At 53.7% G+C, this 23,251-nt stretch carries 21 protein-coding genes; 8 read left to right on the top strand and 13 right to left on the bottom strand.

Annotation, left to right across the window (positions count from 1 at the left end; genetic code table 11):
- Positions 1 to 17 precede the first annotated feature (17 nt).
- Together pstB and phoU are read left to right on the top strand one after the other, a co-directional pair.
- On the top strand, positions 18 to 791 hold the full coding sequence (gene pstB / locus OGX93_RS22125; protein ID WP_012000821.1) for a phosphate ABC transporter ATP-binding protein PstB: 774 nt from the start codon (positions 18 to 20) through the stop codon (positions 789 to 791).
- A 13-nt stretch (positions 792 to 804) separates the two neighbouring features.
- Entirely contained in the window at positions 805 to 1,530 is a 726-nt protein-coding gene (gene phoU, locus OGX93_RS22120; protein ID WP_012000820.1) for a phosphate signaling complex protein PhoU, read from the top strand.
- A gap of 121 nt (positions 1,531 to 1,651) precedes the next feature.
- Here phoU and yieH read toward each other — a convergent pair whose 3' ends face one another.
- A complete protein-coding gene (gene yieH, locus OGX93_RS22115; RefSeq protein ID WP_115609826.1) occupies positions 1,652 to 2,317 on the bottom strand; it encodes a 6-phosphogluconate phosphatase in 666 nt (221 codons plus the stop codon).
- Between the two features lie 164 nt (positions 2,318 to 2,481).
- On the opposite strand from yieH, the gene adeP reads away from it, so the two are divergent.
- Complete coding sequence (gene adeP / locus OGX93_RS22110; protein ID WP_012000818.1) at positions 2,482 to 3,819, top strand: adenine permease AdeP; 1,338 nt, start codon at positions 2,482 to 2,484, stop codon at positions 3,817 to 3,819.
- 125 nt (positions 3,820 to 3,944) lie between these two features.
- Here adeP and OGX93_RS22105 read toward each other — a convergent pair whose 3' ends face one another.
- From OGX93_RS22105 to OGX93_RS22400, 10 genes are all read right to left on the bottom strand, one after another.
- Positions 3,945 to 4,511: an NADPH-dependent FMN reductase gene (locus OGX93_RS22105; RefSeq protein WP_012000816.1), complete on the bottom strand. Its 567-nt coding sequence runs from the start codon at positions 4,509 to 4,511 to the stop codon at positions 3,945 to 3,947.
- 40 nt (positions 4,512 to 4,551) lie between these two features.
- The gene (locus OGX93_RS22100) at positions 4,552 to 5,304 is read right to left on the bottom strand and encodes a 4'-phosphopantetheinyl transferase family protein (RefSeq protein WP_071259092.1); all 753 of its coding nucleotides are present in this window, start codon (positions 5,302 to 5,304) and stop codon (positions 4,552 to 4,554) included.
- A 147-nt stretch (positions 5,305 to 5,451) separates the two neighbouring features.
- Positions 5,452 to 6,411: an HTH-type transcriptional regulator YidZ gene (yidZ, locus tag OGX93_RS22095; RefSeq protein WP_012000814.1), complete on the bottom strand. Its 960-nt coding sequence runs from the start codon at positions 6,409 to 6,411 to the stop codon at positions 5,452 to 5,454.
- A complete protein-coding gene (locus tag OGX93_RS22090) occupies positions 6,380 to 7,552 on the bottom strand; it encodes an MFS transporter (RefSeq protein WP_275165883.1) in 1,173 nt (390 codons plus the stop codon). The genes yidZ and OGX93_RS22090 overlap by 32 nt, the downstream gene beginning before the upstream one ends.
- Before the next feature lie 180 nt (positions 7,553 to 7,732).
- Positions 7,733 to 9,097 (bottom strand): tRNA uridine-5-carboxymethylaminomethyl(34) synthesis GTPase MnmE, encoded by a 1,365-nt coding sequence (gene mnmE, locus OGX93_RS22085; protein WP_199977418.1) that lies wholly within the window; start codon positions 9,095 to 9,097, stop codon positions 7,733 to 7,735.
- 101 nt (positions 9,098 to 9,198) lie between these two features.
- Positions 9,199 to 10,845 carry a membrane protein insertase YidC gene (yidC, locus tag OGX93_RS22080; RefSeq protein WP_012000810.1) on the bottom strand — a complete coding sequence of 549 codons (1,647 nt, stop codon included), beginning with the start codon at positions 10,843 to 10,845 and terminating at the stop codon, positions 9,199 to 9,201.
- Between the two features lie 2 nt (positions 10,846 to 10,847).
- Positions 10,848 to 11,105 carry a membrane protein insertion efficiency factor YidD gene (gene yidD / locus OGX93_RS22075; protein WP_001307474.1) on the bottom strand — a complete coding sequence of 86 codons (258 nt, stop codon included), beginning with the start codon at positions 11,103 to 11,105 and terminating at the stop codon, positions 10,848 to 10,850.
- Positions 11,069 to 11,428: a ribonuclease P protein component gene (gene rnpA, locus OGX93_RS22070; protein ID WP_012000809.1), complete on the bottom strand. Its 360-nt coding sequence runs from the start codon at positions 11,426 to 11,428 to the stop codon at positions 11,069 to 11,071. The genes yidD and rnpA overlap by 37 nt, the downstream gene beginning before the upstream one ends.
- 17 nt (positions 11,429 to 11,445) lie before the next feature.
- Positions 11,446 to 11,586: a 50S ribosomal protein L34 gene (rpmH, locus tag OGX93_RS22065; protein WP_000831330.1), complete on the bottom strand. Its 141-nt coding sequence runs from the start codon at positions 11,584 to 11,586 to the stop codon at positions 11,446 to 11,448.
- Between the two features lie 228 nt (positions 11,587 to 11,814).
- Positions 11,815 to 11,877, bottom strand: a complete 63-nt coding sequence (locus tag OGX93_RS22400) for a hypothetical protein (protein WP_422647621.1) — start codon at positions 11,875 to 11,877, stop codon at positions 11,815 to 11,817.
- Positions 11,878 to 12,460: 583 nt separating this feature from the next.
- On the opposite strand from OGX93_RS22400, the gene dnaA reads away from it, so the two are divergent.
- The 5 genes from dnaA (at position 12,461) to yidA (ending at position 19,496) form a co-directional block, all read left to right on the top strand.
- Positions 12,461 to 13,864, top strand: coding sequence for a chromosomal replication initiator protein DnaA (gene dnaA, locus OGX93_RS22060; RefSeq protein WP_286448768.1), 1,404 nt, complete (start codon positions 12,461 to 12,463; stop codon positions 13,862 to 13,864).
- A 4-nt stretch (positions 13,865 to 13,868) separates the two neighbouring features.
- Positions 13,869 to 14,969, top strand: a complete 1,101-nt coding sequence (gene dnaN, locus OGX93_RS22055; RefSeq protein WP_012000806.1) for a DNA polymerase III subunit beta — start codon at positions 13,869 to 13,871, stop codon at positions 14,967 to 14,969.
- Positions 14,969 to 16,042: a DNA replication/repair protein RecF gene (gene recF, locus OGX93_RS22050; protein ID WP_012000805.1), complete on the top strand. Its 1,074-nt coding sequence runs from the start codon at positions 14,969 to 14,971 to the stop codon at positions 16,040 to 16,042. Before dnaN ends, recF begins: the two co-directional genes overlap by 1 nt.
- 28 nt (positions 16,043 to 16,070) lie before the next feature.
- Positions 16,071 to 18,485 carry a DNA topoisomerase (ATP-hydrolyzing) subunit B gene (gene gyrB / locus OGX93_RS22045; RefSeq protein ID WP_012000804.1) on the top strand — a complete coding sequence of 805 codons (2,415 nt, stop codon included), beginning with the start codon at positions 16,071 to 16,073 and terminating at the stop codon, positions 18,483 to 18,485.
- A 198-nt stretch (positions 18,486 to 18,683) separates the two neighbouring features.
- A complete protein-coding gene (gene yidA, locus OGX93_RS22040) occupies positions 18,684 to 19,496 on the top strand; it encodes a sugar-phosphatase (RefSeq protein WP_286448767.1) in 813 nt (270 codons plus the stop codon).
- Positions 19,497 to 19,609: 113 nt separating this feature from the next.
- On the opposite strand, the gene senB is transcribed toward yidA, so the two are convergent.
- Complete coding sequence (gene senB / locus OGX93_RS22035; RefSeq protein ID WP_286448766.1) at positions 19,610 to 20,785, bottom strand: enterotoxin production-related protein TieB; 1,176 nt, start codon at positions 20,783 to 20,785, stop codon at positions 19,610 to 19,612.
- 68 nt (positions 20,786 to 20,853) lie between these two features.
- Entirely contained in the window at positions 20,854 to 23,115 is a 2,262-nt protein-coding gene (locus OGX93_RS22030) for a TonB-dependent receptor domain-containing protein (protein WP_286448765.1), read from the bottom strand.
- Between the last annotated feature and the right edge of the window lie 136 nt (positions 23,116 to 23,251).

Genomic DNA, 23,251 nt, shown 5'->3' with positions numbered 1-23,251 from the left:
ATGAGGAAGAGATTGAAATGAGTATGGTTGATACTGCTCCGGGTAAGATTCAGGTTCGTGATTTGAACTTCTACTACGGCAAATTCCATGCCCTGAAGGATATCAACCTGGATATCGCGAAGAACCAGGTCACGGCGTTTATTGGACCGTCTGGCTGTGGTAAATCCACACTGCTGCGTACCTTTAACAAAATGTATTCGTTGTATCCAGAGCAGCGCGCGGAAGGCGAGATCTTGTTGGATGGCGATAATATTCTCACCAACACCCAGGATATCGCTCTGCTGCGTGCCAAAGTGGGGATGGTGTTCCAGAAGCCGACGCCGTTCCCGATGTCTATCTATGACAACATCGCTTTTGGCGTGCGCCTGTTTGAGAAACTGTCTCGCGCCGATATGGACGAACGCGTTCAGTGGGCGTTGACCAAAGCCGCATTATGGAACGAAACCAAAGATAAATTGCACCAGAGCGGGTACTCTCTCTCGGGTGGTCAGCAGCAGCGTCTGTGCATTGCGCGTGGTATCGCCATTCGCCCGGAAGTTCTGCTGTTGGATGAGCCGTGTTCAGCGCTGGACCCGATTTCCACCGGGCGTATTGAAGAGCTGATCACTGAGCTGAAGCAGGACTACACCGTGGTGATCGTGACGCACAACATGCAGCAGGCTGCGCGTTGTTCCGATCACACGGCGTTTATGTATCTGGGCGAGTTGATTGAGTTCAGCAACACGGACGATCTGTTCACTAAGCCCGCGAAGAAACAAACCGAAGATTATATTACTGGCCGCTACGGTTGATTTGGAGCTAACCATGGACAACCTAAACCTTAACAAACATATTTCCGGCCAGTTCAACGCAGAACTGGAAAGCATCCGCACCCAGGTGATGACCATGGGCGGCATGGTGGAGCAACAGCTTTCTGATGCGATCACCGCGATGCATAATCAGGATAGCGAACTGGCGAAACGCGTTATTGACGGCGATAAGCACGTCAACATGATGGAAGTGGCGATCGATGAAGCGTGCGTGCGCATCATTGCCAAACGCCAGCCGACAGCGAGCGACCTGCGCCTGGTGATGGCGATCATCAAAACCATCGCTGAACTGGAGCGCATTGGCGACGTGGCGGACAAAATTTGTCGCACCGCGCTGGAGAAATTCTCCCACCAGCACCAGCCGCTACTGGTGAGCCTGGAGTCGCTGGGGCGTCACACCGTACAGATGCTGCATGACGTGCTGGACGCGTTCGCGCGAATGGATATTGACGAAGCGGTGCGTATCTACCGAGAAGATAAGAAAGTTGACCAGGAATACGAAGGTATCGTGCGTCAGCTGATGACCTACATGATGGAAGATTCGCGCACCATTCCAAGCGTGCTGACCGCGCTGTTCTGCGCACGCTCCATTGAGCGCATTGGCGACCGTTGCCAGAATATCTGCGAGTACATCTTCTACTTCGTGAAGGGACAGGATTTCCGCCACGTCGGTGGTGACGAGCTGGATAAACTGCTGGCAGGCAAAGATCCGAAGGAATAAGCGGCTTGTTGCGTTCGCCGGGATCCCCCGGCGTCGCTATTGTAGGCCGGATAAGGCGTTACGCCGCATCCGGCATTCTGCGCCATTCGCCTGATGGCGCTTTGCTTATCAGGTCTACGGTTTAATCGACGATATCCCACCCGCGCGCTTTCCATAATTCCGGCAACTGCGCCAGATCGGTAAACGTCGTCACTTTCGGATGATCGATCGGTTTGTTGTGCGGATCGGCGCAGAAGTAGAACACCTCCATTCCCGCATCGATTCCCGACCGGGCGCCGGCACTGGAATCATCCACCAGAATGCAATTCTCCACGTTAACGTTCATGGCTTTCGCCGCGTGGAACATCAGAGCCGGATCGGGCTTCCAGCGTTGAATGTCATAGCCGCTGAACAATTTTTCTGGAAAATGATGCAACATGCCCAGCTTGCCCAGTGAATGCTGCATTTTGCTGACCGGGCCGTTAGAGACGACGCACATCGGCACCGTCATGCTGTCCAGCAGCGCATTCGCCCCTGCGATCACCTCCAGTTCTGAGTCGAACAGGCGTGCGACCTCGGCGCGGTAAACGGGTTCTAAATCCGCTTTTGCTAACGACACACCCTGCTCCTCGTTAATGATATCGATGATTTCGTAGAGTTTTACGCCTTTAAAGCGTTTGAACACCTCTTCGAGATCGAGCGTGATGCCGAATTCCTGGAACATCGCGACATACGCGCGGGAGCAAATGACTTCACTGTCGACCAGCGTACCGTCGCAGTCGAAAAATACCGCTTGAATCTGGGACATGCTTTCTTTTCTCGCTAGTTTAACGTTTTCGTAATGCCTTATTGTGCGACGCAATCGTTGCCGTATAAGCAAATTCAATGAAAAAAGTGTCTCACAACTGCCCTTATTGTCGCATTTTGGTATAGGATAGCGACGAATTTTCCCTCCTTGTTCGGAAATAGATAATGAGTCAACAACACACCACCCAGACTTCTGGTCAGGGTATGCTGGAACGCGTGTTTAAACTGCGCGAACATGGCACGACGGCACGAACCGAAGTGATCGCCGGTTTTACCACCTTCCTGACGATGGTTTACATCGTTTTTGTTAACCCGCAGATTCTTGGCGTTGCTGGCATGGACACCAGCGCCGTCTTCGTTACTACCTGTCTTATCGCGGCGTTCGGCAGCATTCTGATGGGGCTGTTTGCTAATTTACCGGTCGCGCTGGCGCCGGCTATGGGTCTGAACGCGTTTTTCGCCTTCGTGGTCGTTGGCGCGATGGGGCTGTCCTGGCAGGTTGGTATGGGCGCAATCTTCTGGGGAGCGATCGGCCTGCTGCTGCTGACCATCTTCCGTGTGCGTTACTGGATGATTGCTAACATTCCGGTCAGTCTGCGCGTGGGCATCACCAGCGGTATCGGCCTGTTTATCGGCATGATGGGGCTGAAAAACGCAGGCGTTATCGTCGCGAACCCGGAAACCCTGGTGAGCATCGGTAATCTGACCTCTCACAGCGTACTGCTCGGCGTGCTGGGCTTCTTCATCATCGCTATTCTGGCATCACGTAACATTCATGCCGCCGTGCTGGTCTCTATTATTGTAACGACGCTGCTCGGCTGGATGATGGGTGATGTGCATTACAACGGCATTGTCTCTGCGCCGCCAAGCGTTAGCTCTGTGATCGGGCATGTGGATCTGGCGGGCTCGTTTAACATTGGTCTGGCTGGCGTGATTTTCTCCTTCATGCTGGTGAACCTGTTCGACTCCTCCGGTACGCTGATTGGCGTTACCGACAAAGCCGGTCTGGCTGATGAGAAAGGTAAATTCCCGCGGATGAAGCAGGCGCTGTTTGTCGATAGCGTCTCTTCTGTGACCGGGGCGTTTATCGGAACTTCGTCGGTTACTGCCTATATCGAGTCCTCATCCGGCGTATCCGTCGGCGGGCGCACGGGCCTGACCGCCGTTGTTGTCGGTCTGCTGTTCCTGCTGGTTATCTTCCTGTCGCCGCTGGCGGGAATGGTGCCGGGTTATGCCGCTGCCGGGGCGCTGATCTATGTTGGCGTCCTGATGACTTCCAGTCTGGCGCGCGTGAAATGGCAGGACCTTACCGAGTCTGTTCCGGCATTTATTACTGCCGTGATGATGCCGTTCAGCTTCTCGATTACCGAAGGTATCGCGCTGGGCTTTATCTCTTACTGTGTGATGAAAATCGGCACCGGACGTCTGCGTGAGCTGAGCCCTTGCGTGGTGGTCGTGGCGTTGTTGTTTGTGCTGAAGATTGTGTTTATCGACGCGCACTAATTGCCGCTGATACGGCGCTGCGCGAGGTGTCCAGGCCTGACAAGCGTAGCGCCATCAGGCAAATTTGATAGCCGGATGGCGGTCAAACGCCTTATCCGGCCTGCGGCCCTACGCGCGCGCTGTTATCACGCTTTAACGCGCTGAATGTAATCGCCAAATGCGGTTAGCTGGCCGGTAAGATGATCAATCGTGCTTTGATCAACCACTTCCCCGGTTTGCGGGTCAACTTTGTTCTGAATCACGCCACCCATAAACTCCGGTTTGTTCATTACCATCGCATCAAGGAATACCAGAATCTGGCGCAGATGATACTGACAGCGAGCGCCGCCGATTGCCCCCATTGAGCTGGTCTGGATCAGCACCGGTTTCCCGGCTAACGGCTGTTCTGGCAGGCGGGACAGCCAGTCGATCGCGTTCTTCAGTCCGCCAGGCACCGAGTAGTTGTATTCCGGTGTGACGATGACGACGCCGTCCGCTTTACGGATTTGCTCCGCCAGCGCTTCAACGCTCGCCGGGAACCCCTCTTCCTGCTGCACGTCAGCGTCATACAGCGGAATATCGCCAATCGAAGGTAATGCGCTGACCTCCATGCCTGCCGGGGCAATTTTCGGTAGCGTGCGGGCGACCATACCGTTAAATGAACCTTTGCGCAGGCTCCCCAGTAACGTAACAACATTCAACGTTTCGGACATGATTACTCCTTTTCATCATGGCGGCCGGGACAGGGCCGAATCAGCTAAGTGTATAAGATGACTTTGCTGTGGATAATTGAGCGAATCGCATCAGGCGACCGGTGGGTTCATTCGCCCGGGTCTGGATATCGGCCAGGCTTTTCCATCCTTGCTTACTATCAAACTCCCAAACATTCAGTTTTTCAATGGCTGGCGTAACCGCCACCGACCAGACCAGAATATCTTCCGCGTCGCATATTGCCTCCACCTGCGTAACGTGGGCGCATTTCAGGCGGCCTGCGCCGGGAAGGAGCTGGAGTTCACGCGGATCGTCATTCAGTACGTCACCGGTTAGCTTTAGCACGCTCTGGCGTAAGGTGATCAGTTGCGCGCGCGCTTCGTTGGGATCGCTCTGATTGTTGATCCACAGATTTTCGTTGCTGGAGAACGCCGGACTCTCGGCTGAAAGTGGGCTATGGAAGCCTCGTATGGCTCGCTGTAATTCCATATCCAGGCCGCATTCCCCCTCCGTTGTCAGCGCCACGCCTACCATATTCCCGGCATATGAGATGGAGAACGCGGGCAAATTTTTATCGCGAAAGACAGGCTTCCCTTTGGCCTGAATAGCAATTTCCGGCAGCTCGCTGGTTCCGTAGAGCATAAACATCAGTTCAGCGAGTAAGCCGCGTGAAGCCAAAAAACGTGTCCGGCGGTGAGCGGGAAGGTTTCTGGCTTCGATGTGGCATGGAGAAGGCAGACGGACTGAAATCAGGTGTCCCTCCGTAAGAATCCCTCTGGCAAAATGTGTCGCCATTTTTCGCTCCGTGATTAATGGTCCGTGATTATTACGAGAGTAACATTTACGTAGATTATGGACAGGTTTTACTGGTCAAAAGTTCGACAAAAACAGCGGCGCTTACGCGACTTTTACATTTCTGATGCGGTAGTGGTTAATTTACCGTCAGGAGAGGTGGCTATAGAGCGTTTTAATGGTCTCTTTTAACCAGATAATTTTAGGGTTATGGCTGTTACGTTTATGCCAAAGGAGGGTAAAAGGCACCATCAGCTTTTCTCGCTGGGCGGCGTCAAAAGGGAGAGGACGCGCGACCAACGGGAGCTGGTGGAGCTGGTTATAACGCTGGCAGTAGAGAGGCGCGGTCGCCAGCAGCGAGTGGTTCGGCTGGGCGGCCATAAACAGCGATTGTTCAAACCCCGGTAAACTTAAGGCGATGTTGCGTTTGCGGCCCATCTCCTGCAATACATCATCCAGCGCCCAGGTGTCGCTTTGCTCCCAGCAAATGCTGATATGCGGATAGCGTAAAAATGTTTCCAGATTCCACTCTTCTTGTAGCGCCGGGTGATCTTCCCGCAGCCAGACCCAGGGGAGGTCGCTGAACAGGACTTCAAAATCGATAGACAGCGGCAGCAGGCTGAGAAGCTCCCGCGAACGGGGATGGCTCTCCCTTCCGGTAAAGCCGAGATCCACCTCGCCGCGTGTGATGGCATCCAGCGAGTCGTAATCCCAGTTACGCACCTTGATTGTGGCCTGCGGATAGCGCTGATAAATCTGCTGCGACAGAGAATTGAACATGATCATTACCAGCGGCGACTCTGCCGCCAGTTCAAATTTCAGGCCGCGTGGCGATTCGTGATGTGGTTTATCAAGCAGCTGATTGCTCATCTGCATCCAGTCCGCCAGGCTTTGCTCCATATTGACCATCAGCGGCGTCGGCGTCAGCCCCAGCGGCGTGTTCACAAACAGCGGGTCATCAAACCATGTTCGCAGCTTTGACAGCGACTTACTCACCGCCGAGGGCGTGACGTTCATCCGCTTCGCCGCTTTGGTGACGCTGCGCTCCTGCATCAGAAGCTGCAAACATAACAACAGATTAAGATCGAGACTGGTGATGGATTTTTTCATAGTGCGCTGCGGGCTGTATGGTCATCAGTAACAGGATACAGACCATGCTACAGCCAATCAGAATCCCGATCAGCATATTCAGGGCGTTAAAGCCAATGACTGCCGCCAGCCATATCCATAGCGATGACCCGCAGACCTGTGCAATGCCGAGTACAGAGCTTGCGACGCCAGCACGCAGTGAGAATGGGCCTAATGCCTGGCTCATCGCCACGCCAAAGCCAACTGAAAAACCCGCGCAGATGAGCGTCAGGCCAAAGAGCGTGACGGCGTGAGAGGATGAGAGGCTGAGTACGATGCCCGCAGCCAGAAACAGCCCTTGCGACGTGAGCATCAGCGTGCGCGGTTTAAATACGCTCAGCGCAAAGGGCGTTGAGAACGACACCGCCATGCTGATGCCTGCCGTCAGCGCCATTGTGGTGGCGTATTCACCGCGATCAAAGCCCATCATTTCCATGAGCAACACCGGCGAGGTGTTTACAAATGTGAGGATCACCGACACGCTCAACGTGGTGATCGCCAGACGGCTGAGGAAAAAGCGGTTGAGCAGCGACTCTGCATTTTGCTGAGGGCGCGAGGTCGATGAGCATGTTGCCGGGCGCGTTTCTTTCAGGATAAACACCGAGAGCAGGCATACCGCGATACCCATCGCTATCATCGTGTAAAACAGACTTTGCCACGGGAATTTAAGCATAATCAAATGCCCTAACACTGGCGCTAATACCGGCACAATGCAGGTAATTCCGTTTAATAGCGATAACACCTTTGCCCGGCGGCGATCGTCAAGCGTGTCGCGCAGAATCGCAAACGCCACCACATAACAGCACCCCGCCCCGATGCCCTGAATAAAGCGCCCGGTCAGGAACAGCGACCCGTCCGTTGCTCGTGAGCAAAGCATGGAGGCGATGATGAATATCACCGCGCCCGCTATCGCCACCGGTTTGCGCCCTGACTGGTCTGCAATTTTACCCGCAAACAGCATTGCGGTAGCCATCCCGGCCAGGTATACCGAAAACGCGATGTGCAGCTGCGCCTCGCTGGCGTTCAGATCGGCGGCAATACGGGGTAAACCGACCAGATACATGTCGATGCCGGCTGGGTAGAGTAAAACAAGGGCAAAACTACAGATTAGAAAGCGGGTCATAGCGTCCTCACAATAAGCGTGGCGCTAAGAATACGGGGAGCTTTTCAGTGACGCGAGTTGCCATTTGGACAACGATGATTTCCTGTGAGGAAATTCATTATTGCCGGATAGCGACTTTGCCTTATCCGGCCTACAGATTTAGTCGGCCCGGTAAGCGTAGCGCCACCGGGCAAAACAACATCACTTGCCAATACAGAAGCTGGAGAAAATACGGCCCAGCAGATCGTCGGAGGTAAACTCGCCGGTGATCTCACTCAGCGCCTGCTGCGCCAGACGCAGCTCCTCCGCCAGCAGTTCGCCTGCCCAGGCGCCAAGCAGCTGTGATTTGCCCTGCTGGAGATGTTCTGCGGCTTCTGCCAGCGCCTGAAGATGGCGACGGCGGGCAAGGAAGCCGCCTTCCATATTGGTGTCAAAGCCCATGCTTTGTTTGAGATGGTTACGCAATACGTCCACGCCTTCGCCGGTACGGGCGGAAAGACGGACAAGTGAGTGACCATTCACCTCGCTGATACCCAGCGTCTCGCCAGTGATGTCAGCTTTGTTGCGCACAACGGTGATCGGCAGTTTCGCCGGTAAACGGGCGATAAAGTCCGGCCAGATTTCCGCCGGATCAACGGCATTGGTGGTTGTGCCATCTACCATAAACAGCACGCGGTCGGCCTGTTCTATCTCCTGCCAGGCGCGCTCAATCCCAATACGTTCCACTTCATCGCTGGCATCGCGCAGACCGGCGGTATCGATGATGTGCAGCGGCATTCCGTCGATGTGAATATGCTCGCGCAGCACGTCGCGGGTGGTGCCAGCGATATCGGTGACAATGGCGGCCTCACGGCCCGCCAGGGCGTTCAGCAGGCTCGATTTCCCGGCGTTAGGGCGTCCGGCAATGACCACCTTCATCCCTTCACGCAGCAGGCTGCCCTGACGCGCTTCGGCGCGTACCGCATCAAGATCGGCGATCACGCCGTTGAGCTGGGCTTCAATTTTGCCGTCGGAGAGGAAGTCGATCTCCTCGTCCGGGAAGTCAATGGCCGCTTCCACATAGATGCGCAGGTGAGTGAGTGCTTCCACAAGATGATTCACACGCGCGGAAAATGCCCCCTGTAGCGAGTTCAGCGCCGAGCGTGCCGCCTGCTCGGAACTGGCGTCGATCAGGTCGGCAATCGCTTCTGCCTGGGCTAAGTCGAGCTTGTCATTGAGGAACGCGCGCTCGGAGAACTCGCCCGGTCTGGCAATGCGCAGGCCGGGGAGCGTCAGAATACGTTTTAACAGCAGGTCGAGAATGACCGGGCCGCCATGCCCTTGCAGTTCCAGTACGTCTTCACCAGTGAACGAGTTCGGGCCGGGAAACCACAGCGCGATCCCCTGATCCAGCGCCGTGCCATCGGCATCTTTAAACGGCAGGTAATCGGCGTAACGCGGTTTTGGTAGCTTGCCCAATACGGCTTCGGCCACCTCGCGCGCCTTGAGGCCGGAAATGCGCAGGATACCGACGCCACCGCGTCCCGGTGGGGTAGCCTGGGCGACGATAGTGTCGTTATGGCTCATGATCTTCTCTTTTTTGCTAATAAAAAAGGCGGTCAATTGACCGCCCTGTCATCGCTGTTCTGATTGCCGGGTGGCGCTACGCTTACCCGGCCTACATGGAATCAGGAGCTTTTCTTCTCGCGGCTATGCAGGCCACGTTTCTCCAGACCACGGTAAATCAGCTGCTGCTGGATGATGGTTACCAGGTTGCTGACGATATAGTACAGCACCAGACCTGACGGGAACCACAGGAAGAATACCGTGAAGATGACCGGCATAAAGGTCATGATCTTCTGCTGCATCGGGTCGGTCACGGTGGTCGGAGACATCTTCTGGATGAAGAACATCGTCACGCCCATCAGGATCGGCAGGATGTAGTACGGGTCCTGTGCGGACAGGTCATGGATCCACAGTGCGAACGGCGCATGACGCAGTTCAATGGAGCCCATCAGCATGTAGTACAACGCCAGGAAGATAGGCATCTGGATGATCAGCGGGAAGCAGCCGCCCAGCGGGTTAACCTTCTCAGCTTTGTACAGGGCCATCATTTCCTGGCTCTGACGCTGTTTGTCATCGCCCAGACGCTCGCGCATAGCCTGAATCTTCGGCTGTAGCATACGCATCTTCGCCATGGAGGTGTACTGCGCTTTTGTCAGCGGGTACATGATGCCACGAACGATAAAGGTGATAACGATGATGGAGAAGCCCCAGTTACCCAGGAAGCTATGAATCCATTTCAGCAGTTTGAACAGCGGCTGAGAGATGAACCACAGCCAACCGTAATCAACGGTCAGATCCAGGTGCGGTGCAACGGCCGCCATTTTATCCTGAATTTCCGGGCCAACCCACAGGGTGCTGGTCATGGCGCCAGTCTGACCCGGCTGTACCAGAACCGGCTGAGATTTATAGCCGATAGCGGCAATGCCGTTACCCAGATTAGCGGTATAGAAGTTATTGGTGCCGTCGTTACGTGGAATCCATGCCGTTGCGAAGTACTGCTGCAACATGGCGACCCAGCCGCCGTTGGAGCTGACGTTCAGGTTTTCGTTATCGGCAATGGTGTCGAATTTGTATTTTTCGTACTTCTCATCCGGCGTGGAGTACGCCGCGCCACGGAAGGTATGCAGTGCAAAATTGCTGCTACCGGTGTCGCGATGAGACGGCAGATTGATGGATTGCTTCAACTGACCAAAGGTGGAGATCTCCAGCGGTTTCTCACCGGCGTTCTGCACGCTGTAGTTGACGTTGACCGCATATTCACCGCGTTTGAGGACAAACGTTTTGGTGAAGGTGTTGCCAGCGGCGTCAGTCCAGGTCATCGGAACATGCAGTTCGTTCTGGCCATCCGCGAGGACAAACGTGTCGTTATCGACGCTGTACAGCGGACGCGGGCCGTTAGCCGGGTTATCCGGGCCATCACGACCGGTCAGGCCGCTTTGCGCCTGGTAGATAAACTGCGGAGTCGTTTCCAGCAACTGGAACGGTTCTTTAGAACCCAGCTCTTTCGGGTAAGTTGGCAGCAAGGCCTGCTCAACATCACCGCCACGGGTGTTGATGGTCAGATCAAGCACGTCGGTCTTAACCGTAATCAGTTTCCCCTGGCCACTGGCCGGTACGCCCTGGTCGGCGGCGCTACCCGCTGCGGTGGTCGTTGTCTGCGTGGTCTGTTGGGTCTGAGGCTGCGGATTTTTATCCTGCTCCCAGGCTTGCCAGATCATGAAAGACACGAACAGCAAAGCGATGACTAAAAGATTGCGTTGCGAATCCATCGTTAGTGTTCTCTGGTATCAAATGGTCCGGGCGGGACGGGATCGTCACCACCAGGGTGTAAAGGGTGGCATTTTAATACGCGTTTCACCGTCAACCAACTGCCTTTTATCACTCCAAACCTGCGCAATGCCTCAATTCCGTAGCTTGAGCAGGTTGGCGTGAAACGGCAATGCGGCCCAAGCAGCGGACTGATCAGGCGTTGATAGACCCGTATAAGGGCTATCAGGACCCGCGAGCCAGGCGACAGTGGCGGCGCCATAATTTTTCCAACGCTTCCGAGAGAGCACGGTTATCGAGGTCGGCAACCCCTTTTTTCGCCACCACCACGAAATCCATTGCAGGGAGTTCATGTTGACGCAGACGGAAGCTTTCACGCGTCAGACGTTTAATCCGATTGCGTTCATGCGCGCGTCGAACGTTTTTCTTGGCGACGGTTAGACCGATGCGGGGATGCCCCAGCGAATTCAGGCGGCCGAGAATGGTGATTTGCGGCGTGCCAGCCCGTTGTGGCTGCTGGAAGACAAATGTGAAATGACTGGGAGTTAACAAACGTAACTCCCTGGGAAATGCGAGCTTAACCACTCAGGGGTTAGCTTTTATTACTTGGAAACGGTCAGACGAGCGCGGCCTTTAGCACGACGACGTGCCAGAACCTGACGACCATTTTTAGTAGCCATACGAGCACGGAAGCCGTGAGAACGGTTGCGCTTCAGTACAGACGGTTGAAAAGTGCGTTTCATGGCGATTTCTACCTAAACTTGAATAAATTCACTGACTTTTGCGTATACCCGAACGATTATCGAACGACTTACGCCTCAGCGTGGGTGATTAAAGAGGCCGGATTGTAATAATTGTACACTCCAGAGTCAATTCTCTTTCCTTAAAACCCTGCGTTTTTCCGCACCTTTTCGCGCGAAAAACAAGCAGCGCTAACGCCGTACGATGGGCATTGTACAACGGGTGGAGGATTATACGGACTGCCGGGCAAAGCGCAAGGATCGCACGGGATCTTTATTAGATCGTTTATGCAGTATCAGGCTGTGCCCTCAATTGATCGTGAACGTCGCTGGCGATTATTTTGGCCCAGGGCAAGGCGCGAACCGTGGGGTTTGGGGGCCCAAATGCGCGGAGAGCAACGCGGCAATGGGCCAAAATAGTCCCAGCCCTTCGGGACGCGTGCCAGAAACGCGTACTCTGCGTTGTCAGGCTTGAACATAGGCCCACTATGTCCAGCGCCTTCCGCCTTGACTACGCGTTTCTGGCTCAGCGTCGACGCCACGCGCAATTGAGGGCACAGCCTGGCATCTTTACTCATTAATTTTTTCAATATGCGCGCGAAATCGTGCAGCACTTCGCCTGGATCGTTTACACTTACCCGGTTCTGGATCATCCTGTGGATAAATCGGGAAGAATCTGTGAGAAACAGAAGATCTCTTGCTCAGTTTAGGCTATGATCCGCGGTCCTGATCGTTTCAACGGATCCTGATCGGGTAAAATTGCAGATAGCAATTCGCACGTCACCCTTTTATGCACAGGGTCTTTTCGACGTGCGTCAACAATCATGAATGTTTCAGCCTTTGTCATTTATCGACTTTTGTTCGAGTGGAGTCCGCCGTGTCACTTTCGCTTTGGCAGCAGTGTCTTGCCCGATTGCAGGATGAGTTACCAGCCACAGAATTCAGTATGTGGATACGCCCGTTGCAGGCGGAACTGAGCGATAACACGCTGGCTTTGTATGCGCCAAACCGTTTTGTGCTCGATTGGGTAAGAGACAAGTACCTCAATAATATCAATGGACTGCTGAATAATTTCTGCGGAGCGGATGCCCCACAACTGCGTTTTGAGGTCGGGACGAAACCCATCACTCAAACGCTCAAAACGCCGGTCAACAATGTTGTTGCGCCTGCGCAGGTCGCTCAGGCGCAGCCACAGCGTGCGGCGCCAGCCGCGGCGCGCCCGGGCTGGGATAACGTGCCGGCTCCGGCAGAACCGACCTACCGCTCTAACGTTAACGTGAAACACACGTTTGATAACTTCGTCGAAGGTAAATCCAACCAACTGGCGCGCGCGGCGGCTCGTCAGGTGGCGGACAACCCCGGCGGCGCCTACAATCCCTTGTTCCTCTACGGCGGCACCGGTCTGGGTAAAACTCACCTGTTGCATGCGGTGGGCAACGGTATTATGGCGCGCAAACCGAATGCGAAAGTGGTGTATATGCACTCCGAGCGCTTTGTGCAGGACATGGTTAAAGCCTTGCAAAACAACGCGATCGAAGAGTTTAAACGCTACTACCGTTCCGTTGACGCACTGCTTATTGATGACATTCAATTCTTCGCCAATAAAGAACGATCCCAGGAAGAGTTTTTCCACACCTTTAACGCCCTGTTAGAAGGTAATCAGCAGATCATTTTGACGTCGGATCGTTATCCAAAAGAGATCAACGGCGTCGAAGATCGTCTGAAATCCCGCTTCGGTTGGGGGTTGACGGTGGCGATCGAACCGCCTGAGCTGGAAACCCGCGTGGCGATCCTGATGAAAAAAGCGGACGAAAATGATATTCGTCTGCCTGGCGAGGTGGCGTTCTTTATTGCCAAGCGACTACGCTCTAACGTGCGTGAGCTGGAAGGGGCGCTGAACCGCGTGATCGCTAACGCTAACTTTACCGGACGCGCTATCACTATCGACTTTGTGCGTGAAGCGCTGCGCGATCTGCTGGCGTTGCAGGAAAAGCTGGTCACCATCGACAATATCCAGAAGACGGTGGCGGAGTATTACAAAATTAAAATCGCGGATCTGCTTTCCAAGCGTCGATCTCGCTCGGTAGCGCGCCCGCGTCAGATGGCTATGGCGCTGGCAAAGGAGCTCACCAACCACAGTCTGCCGGAAATTGGCGACGCGTTTGGTGGACGTGACCACACTACCGTACTTCATGCCTGCCGTAAGATTGAGCAGTTGCGTGAAGAAAGCCATGATATTAAAGAAGATTTCTCAAACTTAATCAGAACATTATCTTCGTGACGCTATGAAATTTACCGTTGAACGTGAACATTTATTAAAACCGCTTCAGCAGGTCAGTGGCCCGCTGGGCGGTCGTCCTACGCTGCCCATTCTCGGTAACCTGCTGTTGCAGGTGGCTGACGGTACGCTGTCGCTGACGGGCACCGATCTTGAAATGGAAATGGTGGCGCGCGTTGCGTTGATTCAGCCTCATGAACCAGGCGCAACTACCGTCCCGGCGCGGAAATTCTTTGATATCTGCCGTGGCTTGCCGGAAGGGGCTGAAATCGCCGTCCAGCTGGAAGGCGATCGGATGCTGGTGCGCTCCGGGCGTAGCCGTTTCTCGCTTTCCACGCTGCCTGCCGCCGATTTCCCTAATCTGGATGACTGGCAGAGCGAAGTCGAATTCACCCTGCCGCAGGCAACGATGAAGCGCCTGATTGAAGCCACCCAGTTCTCAATGGCGCATCAGGACGTGCGTTACTACTTAAACGGCATGCTGTTTGAGACTGAAGGTGAAGAGTTGCGTACCGTCGCGACCGACGGTCACCGTCTGGCGGTCTGCTCTATGCCGGTCGGGCAATCTCTGCCTAACCATTCGGTGATTGTGCCGCGTAAAGGTGTGATTGAGCTGATGCGTATGCTCGACGGCGGCGAAACCCCGCTGCGCGTACAGATCGGCAGTAATAACATCCGCGCCCACGTCGGTGATTTTATCTTTACGTCCAAGCTGGTTGATGGTCGTTTCCCGGATTATCGCCGCGTATTGCCGAAGAACCCGGACAAAACGCTGGAAGCGGGTTGCGATATTCTCAAGCAGGCGTTTGCCCGCGCGGCGATTCTCTCCAACGAGAAATTCCGTGGCGTACGCCTGTATGTGAGCGAAAACCAACTCAAAATCACCGCCAACAACCCGGAACAGGAAGAAGCGGAAGAAATTCTGGACGTCACCTACGGCGGTACTGAGATGGAGATCGGCTTTAACGTCAGCTACGTGCTCGATGTGCTGAACGCGCTGAAATGTGAAACCGTGCGTATTCTGCTGACAGACTCCGTTTCCAGCGTACAGATTGAAGATGCGGCGTCTCAAAGTGCTGCGTATGTTGTGATGCCAATGAGACTGTAATGTCGCTCACCCGCCTGTTGATCCGCGACTTTCGCAATATTGAAAATGCGGATCTCGCTTTATCCCCCGGCTTTAACTTCCTGGTTGGCGCAAACGGTAGCGGCAAAACCAGCGTGCTGGAGGCTATCTATACGCTCGGCCACGGCCGGGCGTTTCGCAGTTTGCAGATTGGCCGCGTCATTCGTCACGAGCAGGAGTCGTTTGTCCTCCACGGACGTTTGCAAGGGGAAGAGCGCGAAACCGCCATCGGCCTGACGAAAGACAAGCTGGGCGACAGCAAAGTGCGCATCGACGGCACCGACGGCCACAAAGTGGCGGAGCTGGCGCACCTGATGCCGATGCAGTTGATTACCCCTGAGGGGTTTACTTTACTCAACGGCGGCCCCAAATACAGAAGAGCGTTCCTTGACTGGGGATGCTTTCACAACGAAGTCGGTTTTTTTACCGCCTGGAGCAACCTGAAGCGGTTGCTCAAGCAGCGCAACGCGGCGCTGCGCCAGGTAAGCCGTTATGAACAATTGCGTCCGTGGGATAAGGAGTTGATTCCTCTCGCGGAACAAATCAGTACCTGGCGTGCTGAGTACAGTGCTGGTATTGCGCAGGATATGGCGGATACCTGCCAGCAATTTCTACCGGAGTTCTCCCTCACCTTCTCTTTTCAGCGCGGTTGGGAAAAAGAGACGGATTATGCCGAGGTGCTGGAGCGGAGCTTCGAACGCGATCGCATGTTGACCTACACCGCGCATGGCCCGCACAAAGCGGATTTCCGCATTCGTGCTGACGGTGCGCCGGTGGAAGATACCTTATCGCGTGGGCAGCTTAAACTGCTGATGTGCGCTTTACGACTGGCGCAAGGGGAGTTCCTCACCCGTGAAAGCGGGCGGCGGTGTCTCTACCTGATAGATGATTTTGCCTCTGAACTTGATGATGCGCGTCGCGGGCTGCTGGCCAGCCGCTTGAAAGCGACGCAATCACAGGTCTTTGTCAGCGCAATCAGCGCTGAACACGTTCTGGACATGTCGGACAAAAATTCGAAGATGTTCACCGTGGAAAAGGGTAAAATAACGGATTAACCCAAGATAAATTGAGCGAGAAACGTTGATGTCGAATTCTTATGACTCCTCCAGTATCAAAGTCCTGAAAGGGCTGGATGCGGTGCGTAAGCGCCCGGGTATGTATATCGGCGACACGGATGACGGCACCGGTCTGCACCACATGGTATTCGAGGTGGTAGATAACGCTATCGACGAAGCGCTCGCGGGTCACTGTAAAGACATTATCGTCACTATTCATGCCGATAACTCCGTATCCGTGCAGGATGACGGGCGTGGCATCCCGACCGGTATTCACCCGGAAGAGGGCGTTTCTGCTGCGGAAGTGATCATGACCGTGCTGCACGCGGGCGGTAAATTCGACGATAACTCCTATAAAGTGTCCGGCGGTCTACACGGCGTGGGTGTTTCCGTGGTTAACGCCCTGTCCCAGAAACTGGAACTGGTTATCCAGCGCGATAACAAAATCCACCGTCAGATCTATGAACATGGCGTACCGCAGGCGCCGCTGGCGGTGACCGGCGAAACTGACAAAACCGGTACGATGGTGCGTTTCTGGCCGAGCCTGGAAACCTTCACCAACGTCACCGAATTTGAATACGAAATTCTGGCTAAGCGTCTGCGTGAGCTGTCCTTCCTGAACTCCGGCGTCTCTATTCGTCTGAAAGACAAGCGCGACGGCAAAGAAGACCATTTCCACTACGAAGGCGGCATCAAAGCGTTTGTTGAGTACCTCAACAAGAACAAAACGCCGATCCACCCGAATATCTTCTACTTCTCCACCGAAAAAGACGGTATCGGCGTGGAAGTGGCATTGCAGTGGAACGACGGTTTCCAGGAAAACATCTACTGCTTTACCAACAACATTCCGCAGCGTGACGGCGGTACGCACCTTGCAGGCTTCCGTGCGGCGATGACCCGTACCCTGAACGCCTATATGGATAAAGAAGGCTACAGCAAGAAAGCCAAAGTCAGCGCCACTGGCGACGATGCGCGTGAAGGCCTGATTGCCGTGGTTTCCGTGAAGGTGCCGGACCCGAAATTCTCCTCCCAGACTAAAGATAAACTGGTCTCTTCCGAGGTGAAATCGGCGGTGGAACAGCAGATGAACGAGCTGCTGAGCGAATACCTGCTGGAAAACCCGTCCGACGCTAAAATCGTGGTCGGCAAAATTATCGATGCGGCGCGTGCGCGTGAAGCCGCGCGTCGTGCGCGTGAAATGACGCGTCGTAAAGGCGCGCTGGATCTGGCGGGTCTGCCGGGTAAACTGGCGGATTGTCAGGAACGCGACCCGGCGCTGTCTGAACTGTACCTTGTGGAAGGGGACTCCGCGGGCGGCTCTGCTAAACAGGGTCGTAACCGCAAGAACCAGGCGATTCTGCCGCTGAAGGGTAAAATCCTCAACGTGGAGAAAGCGCGCTTCGACAAGATGCTCTCTTCCCAGGAAGTGGCGACGCTGATCACCGCACTGGGCTGCGGCATCGGTCGTGACGAGTACAACCCGGATAAACTGCGCTATCACAGCATCATCATCATGACCGATGCGGACGTCGACGGCTCGCACATCCGTACGCTGCTGTTGACCTTCTTCTATCGTCAGATGCCGGAAATCGTCGAGCGCGGTCACGTCTACATTGCGCAGCCGCCGCTGTACAAAGTGAAGAAAGGCAAGCAGGAACAGTACATTAAAGACGATGAAGCGATGGATCAGTACCAGATCTCCATCGCTCTGGATGGCGCAACGCTGCACACCAATGCCAGCGCACCGGCACTGGCGGGCGAAGCGTTAGAAAAACTGGTTTCTGATTACAACGCGACGCAGAAAATGATTGGCCGCATGGAGCGTCGCTTCCCGAAAGCGCTGCTGAAAGAGCTGGTTTATCAGCCGACGCTGACGGAAGCCGATCTTAGCAACGAACAGGCTGTCACCCGTTGGGTGAACGCGCTGATTACCGAGCTGAACGAGAAAGAGCAGCACGGCAGCCAGTGGAAGTTTGACGTTCGCGAGAACGCCGAACAGCAGCAGTTCGAACCGATTGTTCGCGTGCGTACTCACGGCGTGGATACCGACTATCCGCTGGATCACGAGTTTGTTACCGGCGGCGAATACCGTCGCATCTGCACGCTCGGCGAGAAGCTGCGCGGTCTGATCGAAGACGATGCGTTCATTGAACGCGGCGAGCGCCGTCAGCCGGTTGCGAGCTTCGAGCAGGCGCTGGAGTGGCTGGTGAAAGAGTCCCGTCGTGGCCTGGCGATTCAGCGCTATAAAGGTCTGGGCGAGATGAACCCGGATCAGCTGTGGGAAACCACGATGGACCCGGAAAGCCGTCGTATGCTGCGCGTCACCGTGAAAGATGCGATTGCCGCCGACCAGCTGTTCACTACGCTGATGGGCGATGCCGTTGAACCGCGTCGCGCCTTTATCGAAGAGAACGCCCTGAAAGCGGCAAACATCGATATCTAATCAGCTTGTAGGCCTGATAAGCGAAGCGCCATCAGGCAGTTCGTCAGCCTTTGCCGGATGGCGGCTTAGGCCTTATCCGGCCTACAACCGATCTGCAAAAGGGGAATCCCGGTTCCCCTTTCCATCCCCCTTTTCGTTGCTGTTTTTTGAGCGGAATCGCGTTAGCATGAGGACGGACTCATTTAATCCGGGGAACTCATGGCTATCAAACTCATTGCTATCGATATGGATGGCACCCTTTTGCTGCCCGATCACACCATTTCACCTGCGGTAAAAACGGCGATTGCCGCCGCGCGCGCCCGTGGCGTTAACGTGGTGCTGACCACTGGCCGTCCGTATGCGGGTGTCCATAGCTATCTGAAAGAGCTTCACATGGAACAACCCGGCGACTACTGCATCACCTACAATGGCGCGCTGGTGCAGAAAGCGGGCGATGGCAGTACCGTTGCGCAAACGGCGCTGAGCTATGACGATTACCGCTTTCTGGAGAAGTTGTCCCGCGAAGTCGGCTCACACTTCCACGCGCTGGATCGCAACACGCTGTACACCGCAAACCGTGATATCAGCTACTACACCGTACATGAATCCTATGTCGCCACCATTCCGCTGGTGTTCTGTGAAGCGGAGAAAATGGACCCGGCAACGCAGTTCCTGAAAGTGATGATGATTGATGAGCCTGTCATCCTTGATCAGGCCATTGCGCGTATTCCGGCGGAAGTAAAAGAGAAATATACCGTGCTAAAAAGTGCGCCGTACTTCCTCGAAATCCTGGATAAACGCGTCAATAAAGGCACTGGCGTGAAGTCGCTGGCCGATGCGCTGGGGATCAAGCCGGAAGAAATCATGGCGATTGGCGATCAGGAAAACGACATCGCGATGATCGAATATGCAGGCATGGGGGTGGCGATGGACAACGCGATTCCGTCGGTGAAAGAGGTGGCTAATTTTGTCACCAAATCCAACCTGGAAGACGGAGTGGCATACGCAATTGAGAAATTTGTGATGAATTAAGTGGCTGGCCTGGATTAAGAGAAACCGCCATCCGGGAACCCACTGACGCGGCGGACTACAGTACTTCGCTGGTTTGCCGTTCCCCCGGCCAGTTTGACGGGGGAACGGTCCGATCACGACTTATTCAAATCAATGCTCAGAATGCGTTCTTTAGCCCCTTCTACAAACACATCTGGATCCCAGTCGCGGTTAAAGCCCTCTTTGATGCCAATGTAAAGGGTATCCATGTCGTCCGATAACACCATCTGGTTTGGGTAGACCGGCATGTTAAATTCACGGGTGATGCTGTATTTGGTGGCATCCACTACGCTGATGGTGCCGCTGGTGAAGTTGGTGATATACAGTTCGTTATATTTCGGATTGTACTTCACCGCGTTAGCTCCGGCTCCTGTGTGCACATAGCCAAGCTGTTTACCGTCGCGTAAGTCAAAAATATAGAGTCCATCTTTTGTACCGGAGCGATCGTCATGGTCGAATACCACCACAAAGGCACGGTCAGAAGCGGAGTCCACCGCCAGATTCTGCACACTTGTGATTTGTGGTTTCGGATCTTTCAACGGGATGGTACGCAGCAGCGTCTGATTTTTCGCATCAATTTCGTTGATGTAATCTCTTCCGCCAACGTAGATTTTCTGTGTTTTTTCATCCATCGTCAGACCATACGCTGTACCTTTGTAAGCATCCTTAACCTCGCCTTTTAAGGCAAGCGTCGTCCCGTCGAGCATTAACAGCTTATGCAGAGGCTTCATGCCCTCGGCCGTTTTCAGCATATTGCTATAACTCACAAACAGGGTATCGGAATCCTGGCTGTAAACCATATGGCGCAAATGCTCAAAACGCGAATCTGCAGCGTTTGCCGCTTTAAAACTTAACCTGTCGCTGGTTCTTACCAGTTTGCCGGTTGGGGTGTCAAACATACTGATACGCAGGGACGCTGACTGGGTGTGTCCGATATAGAGCTGATGTTTATCCTGATTTATCGCCAGCGAAAATGCCCGGTATGGCATCGTGTATTTATTTTCGACTTTCAGCGAATCTGAATTAAACGAATACAGATAGCCTTTATTCGCTTCACGATTTACACGATCGGTGACTGCTGCAAACACCTTTTTACTGGCATTATCAAACGCCAGTTCATAGACGCCTTCATCAGGGGACTGAAGGTAATTAGTTTTCAGGGCAAATCGCGAAAGTTCGCGTTCAGGTGGATCGATAGCCATGGCCATCGTGGGTAAAAATAGTGAAATTAACAGGTATAGCGGTGCTTTGGATAAAGTGAAAATATTCATTTTTCGTTCCTGCAATAAAATTGACATAAGAGAGAAAACGTATTGTCTGAACCTGGCGGAAATTGTCATCAGAAACGAATGTCCCCGCCAAATATCCATGTTCTGCCACGCGCGGAATTGGCTGGGTGGGTCTCGTCACCAAGACCTGGCATCATGTTGAGCTTATTCAGCGCCTCCGAATAATCTCTGTTCATCAGGTTTTGTACCGAAAGTTTCAGTGTCAGATTGCGGTTGTACTCGTAAGTACCATAGAGATCGATAATCGTTGGGATCTGCGGCAAATCCTGTTTGATTATTGCGCCGGTATGTTCGTCCTGCTCAAAATCAGGCGACAGGCGACGAGCTTTGCCTGTGTATTTTATGATAGTGCCCAGGGTCAACGCGTTATCGAAGAAGCGAACACCGGTATCCAGCGTCATGTATTTTCTGGGCAGTTCGGTCATATCCCCTGCGCCAAAGTAGGTGCTGGCGATGGAGGTTGGCTGGTCTGTTTGCTGCTGGCTGAAAGAGAGTCGACCAAAGGCAAAACCTGCATCATAATCCATCTCCAGTTCGAAGCCCTTTGCGATAACGTCGCTTGCCGAGTTAACGTAGATGTACATATTGTCGCTGTATTCATCGCTCATGCCCTCCCAGTCATTGCCAATCACCTCAGCCATACTGCATTTACGACCTCCAGAACAAACCAGATAAGACTCGCTGTAGATGTAGTTCTGGATCCTGCTGCGGTACGCCAGAGCCTTAAAGCGCAGGGCATCCTGTTCGACCAGTAAATCTCTGGTATCAATGTTAAAACCCGCCTGCCAGGTTTCTGCACGTTCAGGCTTCAGGAATGGGTTCATGGATGCGCCTCCTGAATTAGAGAAGAACATCTCCTGGATGTTCGGGGCGCGCATGGATTTGCTGTAGCCAATGAACGGCTGAAGCCATGGTGTTACCTGAGCAGAAAGCTGAACTGAAGGGTTGAAGCCACCCTCCTTATCGTCAATATCGTAGCTACCCTGTGGCACGCAGATAACGCGTGAATCGCAGGCGGGCTTGTACCCTGTGATCCTGTTACGTGTGTAGTTGAGATTGAAATCTGCCTCCCAGATGCCGCGCGTAACCTTCAGCCCGGTATACAGCGCTGAAATATCCTGCTGGCCGGAGGGTGCGAACGGATTGTTCTCGATCGCTTCCTGATTCGCTTTCGGGTCACCCGCCGCTGAGTGAATGGTCCGGTCATAGCGGGTACGCATCAGTTTGCTGCCCAGCATAAACTCCAGGTCATTGTCCGCGACAGTGAACCGGCTGGTATTGTTGATATCCAGCGCGTCAGAACGATTTTGCGCTGAGGTTTTGTAGAAAGTATACAGCGAGCCATCACGATACTTTTGATTACCGCGGCTGGTACTGGCCGTTACGTTAAAGTCAATTAATTCAGAAAAAGGGGTGTAATGATATTTAATGTAATAGTCGTCACTGGTTATATCACGACGTGTAAATTTATTTTCATAGGTTCGAGCGGAAAGTTCGAAGCTGTTAAATTCGTCTGGTCTGATATCCATTTTATACAGTTGGGATTTGGGGTTCTGCTTCATATATTTATCATAACCAAACTCTTTGCTGTTAATTCCAGAGCCATTTGAGAAATTAGAGTAAACAGAACTGCCGCTCACAGCGGCCATAACGCCAACGCTGCCTGTATCCGTAAAAGCGTCGGTTTTTCCACTGACGGCGATCATTCCGCTGCGCCCAAGCCCATTGCTGCCGACTGAGAAACGTGAACGAAGGCCATATGTATTACCGTTAAATATCACATCGTCAACGCCAATAGTACGCATGTTTGCACTACCGGCCAGGGCGTTGACTCCTGCCGGGCCACTGCTGTCGCCGCGCGTAACATCAACTGCTACCAGAAAATTAGGGTCGATAAGTACGCCAGCCATATTGTTGGTTGAGCCATGTGCAGTGGTACCGGAGGTTGAGGAGCCGTAAAAACTTTGGGTGATACCGTCCACCATAGTGTTTACGCGGCCAAATCCGCTCATGCCGCGAATATTCACACTTACTGCTCCCTGGCCTGGATCGATTTGGGTATAAGTACCGGGCATGCTGCGCAGCGTTGCGTCGAGTGATTGCAGGTTTTTGTCCGTTGTCCGGGAACTGGTCGCGCCTGTTTTCTCAAGAGCCTCCTGCTCACTGGTCGTCTTCCCGATAGAAACGTTGAGCGGGCTGAATTCTGCCGCTCCTTTTTTATCGGTACCTGTTTTTTCACTGATGGATTGTGCGTAAGCACCGCAGCTGAGCAATAATATGCCTGAGCCGATGGCCAGTTTAATAACGTTCATACATATCCTTAGAAGTATCGTAATAAATAAAAGATCCAGATCTTTGTTTATTTTTTTAATAAAACTTCTCTGACGTTTTCTTGATTTTTTCGACAGCAGTGAAGTCTGATAAAATGTTCAGCATAAAAATGAATAT

Origin of the sequence: Citrobacter sp. CK195, assembly GCF_030333365.1 — a bacterium.
Classification (GTDB): domain Bacteria; phylum Pseudomonadota; class Gammaproteobacteria; order Enterobacterales; family Enterobacteriaceae; genus Citrobacter_B; species Citrobacter_B koseri.
The sequence above is the reverse complement of the archived record's forward strand: the minus strand, read 5'-3'. Positions and strand labels throughout refer to the sequence as shown.

Coding starts and splice junctions, on each gene's coding strand:
- yidZ (WP_012000814.1), bottom strand. CDS start 6,411: ATGAAAAAATCCATCACCAGTCTCGATCTTAATCTGTTGTTATGTTTG.
- phoU (WP_012000820.1), top strand. CDS start 805: ATGGACAACCTAAACCTTAACAAACATATTTCCGGCCAGTTCAACGCA.
- yidC (WP_012000810.1), bottom strand. CDS start 10,845: ATGGATTCGCAACGCAATCTTTTAGTCATCGCTTTGCTGTTCGTGTCT.
- OGX93_RS22030 (WP_286448765.1), bottom strand. CDS start 23,115: ATGAACGTTATTAAACTGGCCATCGGCTCAGGCATATTATTGCTCAGC.
- pstB (WP_012000821.1), top strand. CDS start 18: ATGAGTATGGTTGATACTGCTCCGGGTAAGATTCAGGTTCGTGATTTG.
- mnmE (WP_199977418.1), bottom strand. CDS start 9,097: ATGAGCCATAACGACACTATCGTCGCCCAGGCTACCCCACCGGGACGC.
- dnaN (WP_012000806.1), top strand. CDS start 13,869: ATGAAATTTACCGTTGAACGTGAACATTTATTAAAACCGCTTCAGCAG.
- OGX93_RS22090 (WP_275165883.1), bottom strand. CDS start 7,552: ATGACCCGCTTTCTAATCTGTAGTTTTGCCCTTGTTTTACTCTACCCA.
- adeP (WP_012000818.1), top strand. CDS start 2,482: ATGAGTCAACAACACACCACCCAGACTTCTGGTCAGGGTATGCTGGAA.
- recF (WP_012000805.1), top strand. CDS start 14,969: ATGTCGCTCACCCGCCTGTTGATCCGCGACTTTCGCAATATTGAAAAT.
- yidA (WP_286448767.1), top strand. CDS start 18,684: ATGGCTATCAAACTCATTGCTATCGATATGGATGGCACCCTTTTGCTG.
- yidD (WP_001307474.1), bottom strand. CDS start 11,105: ATGGCGCCGCCACTGTCGCCTGGCTCGCGGGTCCTGATAGCCCTTATA.
- OGX93_RS22100 (WP_071259092.1), bottom strand. CDS start 5,304: ATGGCGACACATTTTGCCAGAGGGATTCTTACGGAGGGACACCTGATT.
- yieH (WP_115609826.1), bottom strand. CDS start 2,317: ATGTCCCAGATTCAAGCGGTATTTTTCGACTGCGACGGTACGCTGGTC.
- gyrB (WP_012000804.1), top strand. CDS start 16,071: ATGTCGAATTCTTATGACTCCTCCAGTATCAAAGTCCTGAAAGGGCTG.
- OGX93_RS22105 (WP_012000816.1), bottom strand. CDS start 4,511: ATGTCCGAAACGTTGAATGTTGTTACGTTACTGGGGAGCCTGCGCAAA.
- rpmH (WP_000831330.1), bottom strand. CDS start 11,586: ATGAAACGCACTTTTCAACCGTCTGTACTGAAGCGCAACCGTTCTCAC.
- senB (WP_286448766.1), bottom strand. CDS start 20,785: ATGAATATTTTCACTTTATCCAAAGCACCGCTATACCTGTTAATTTCA.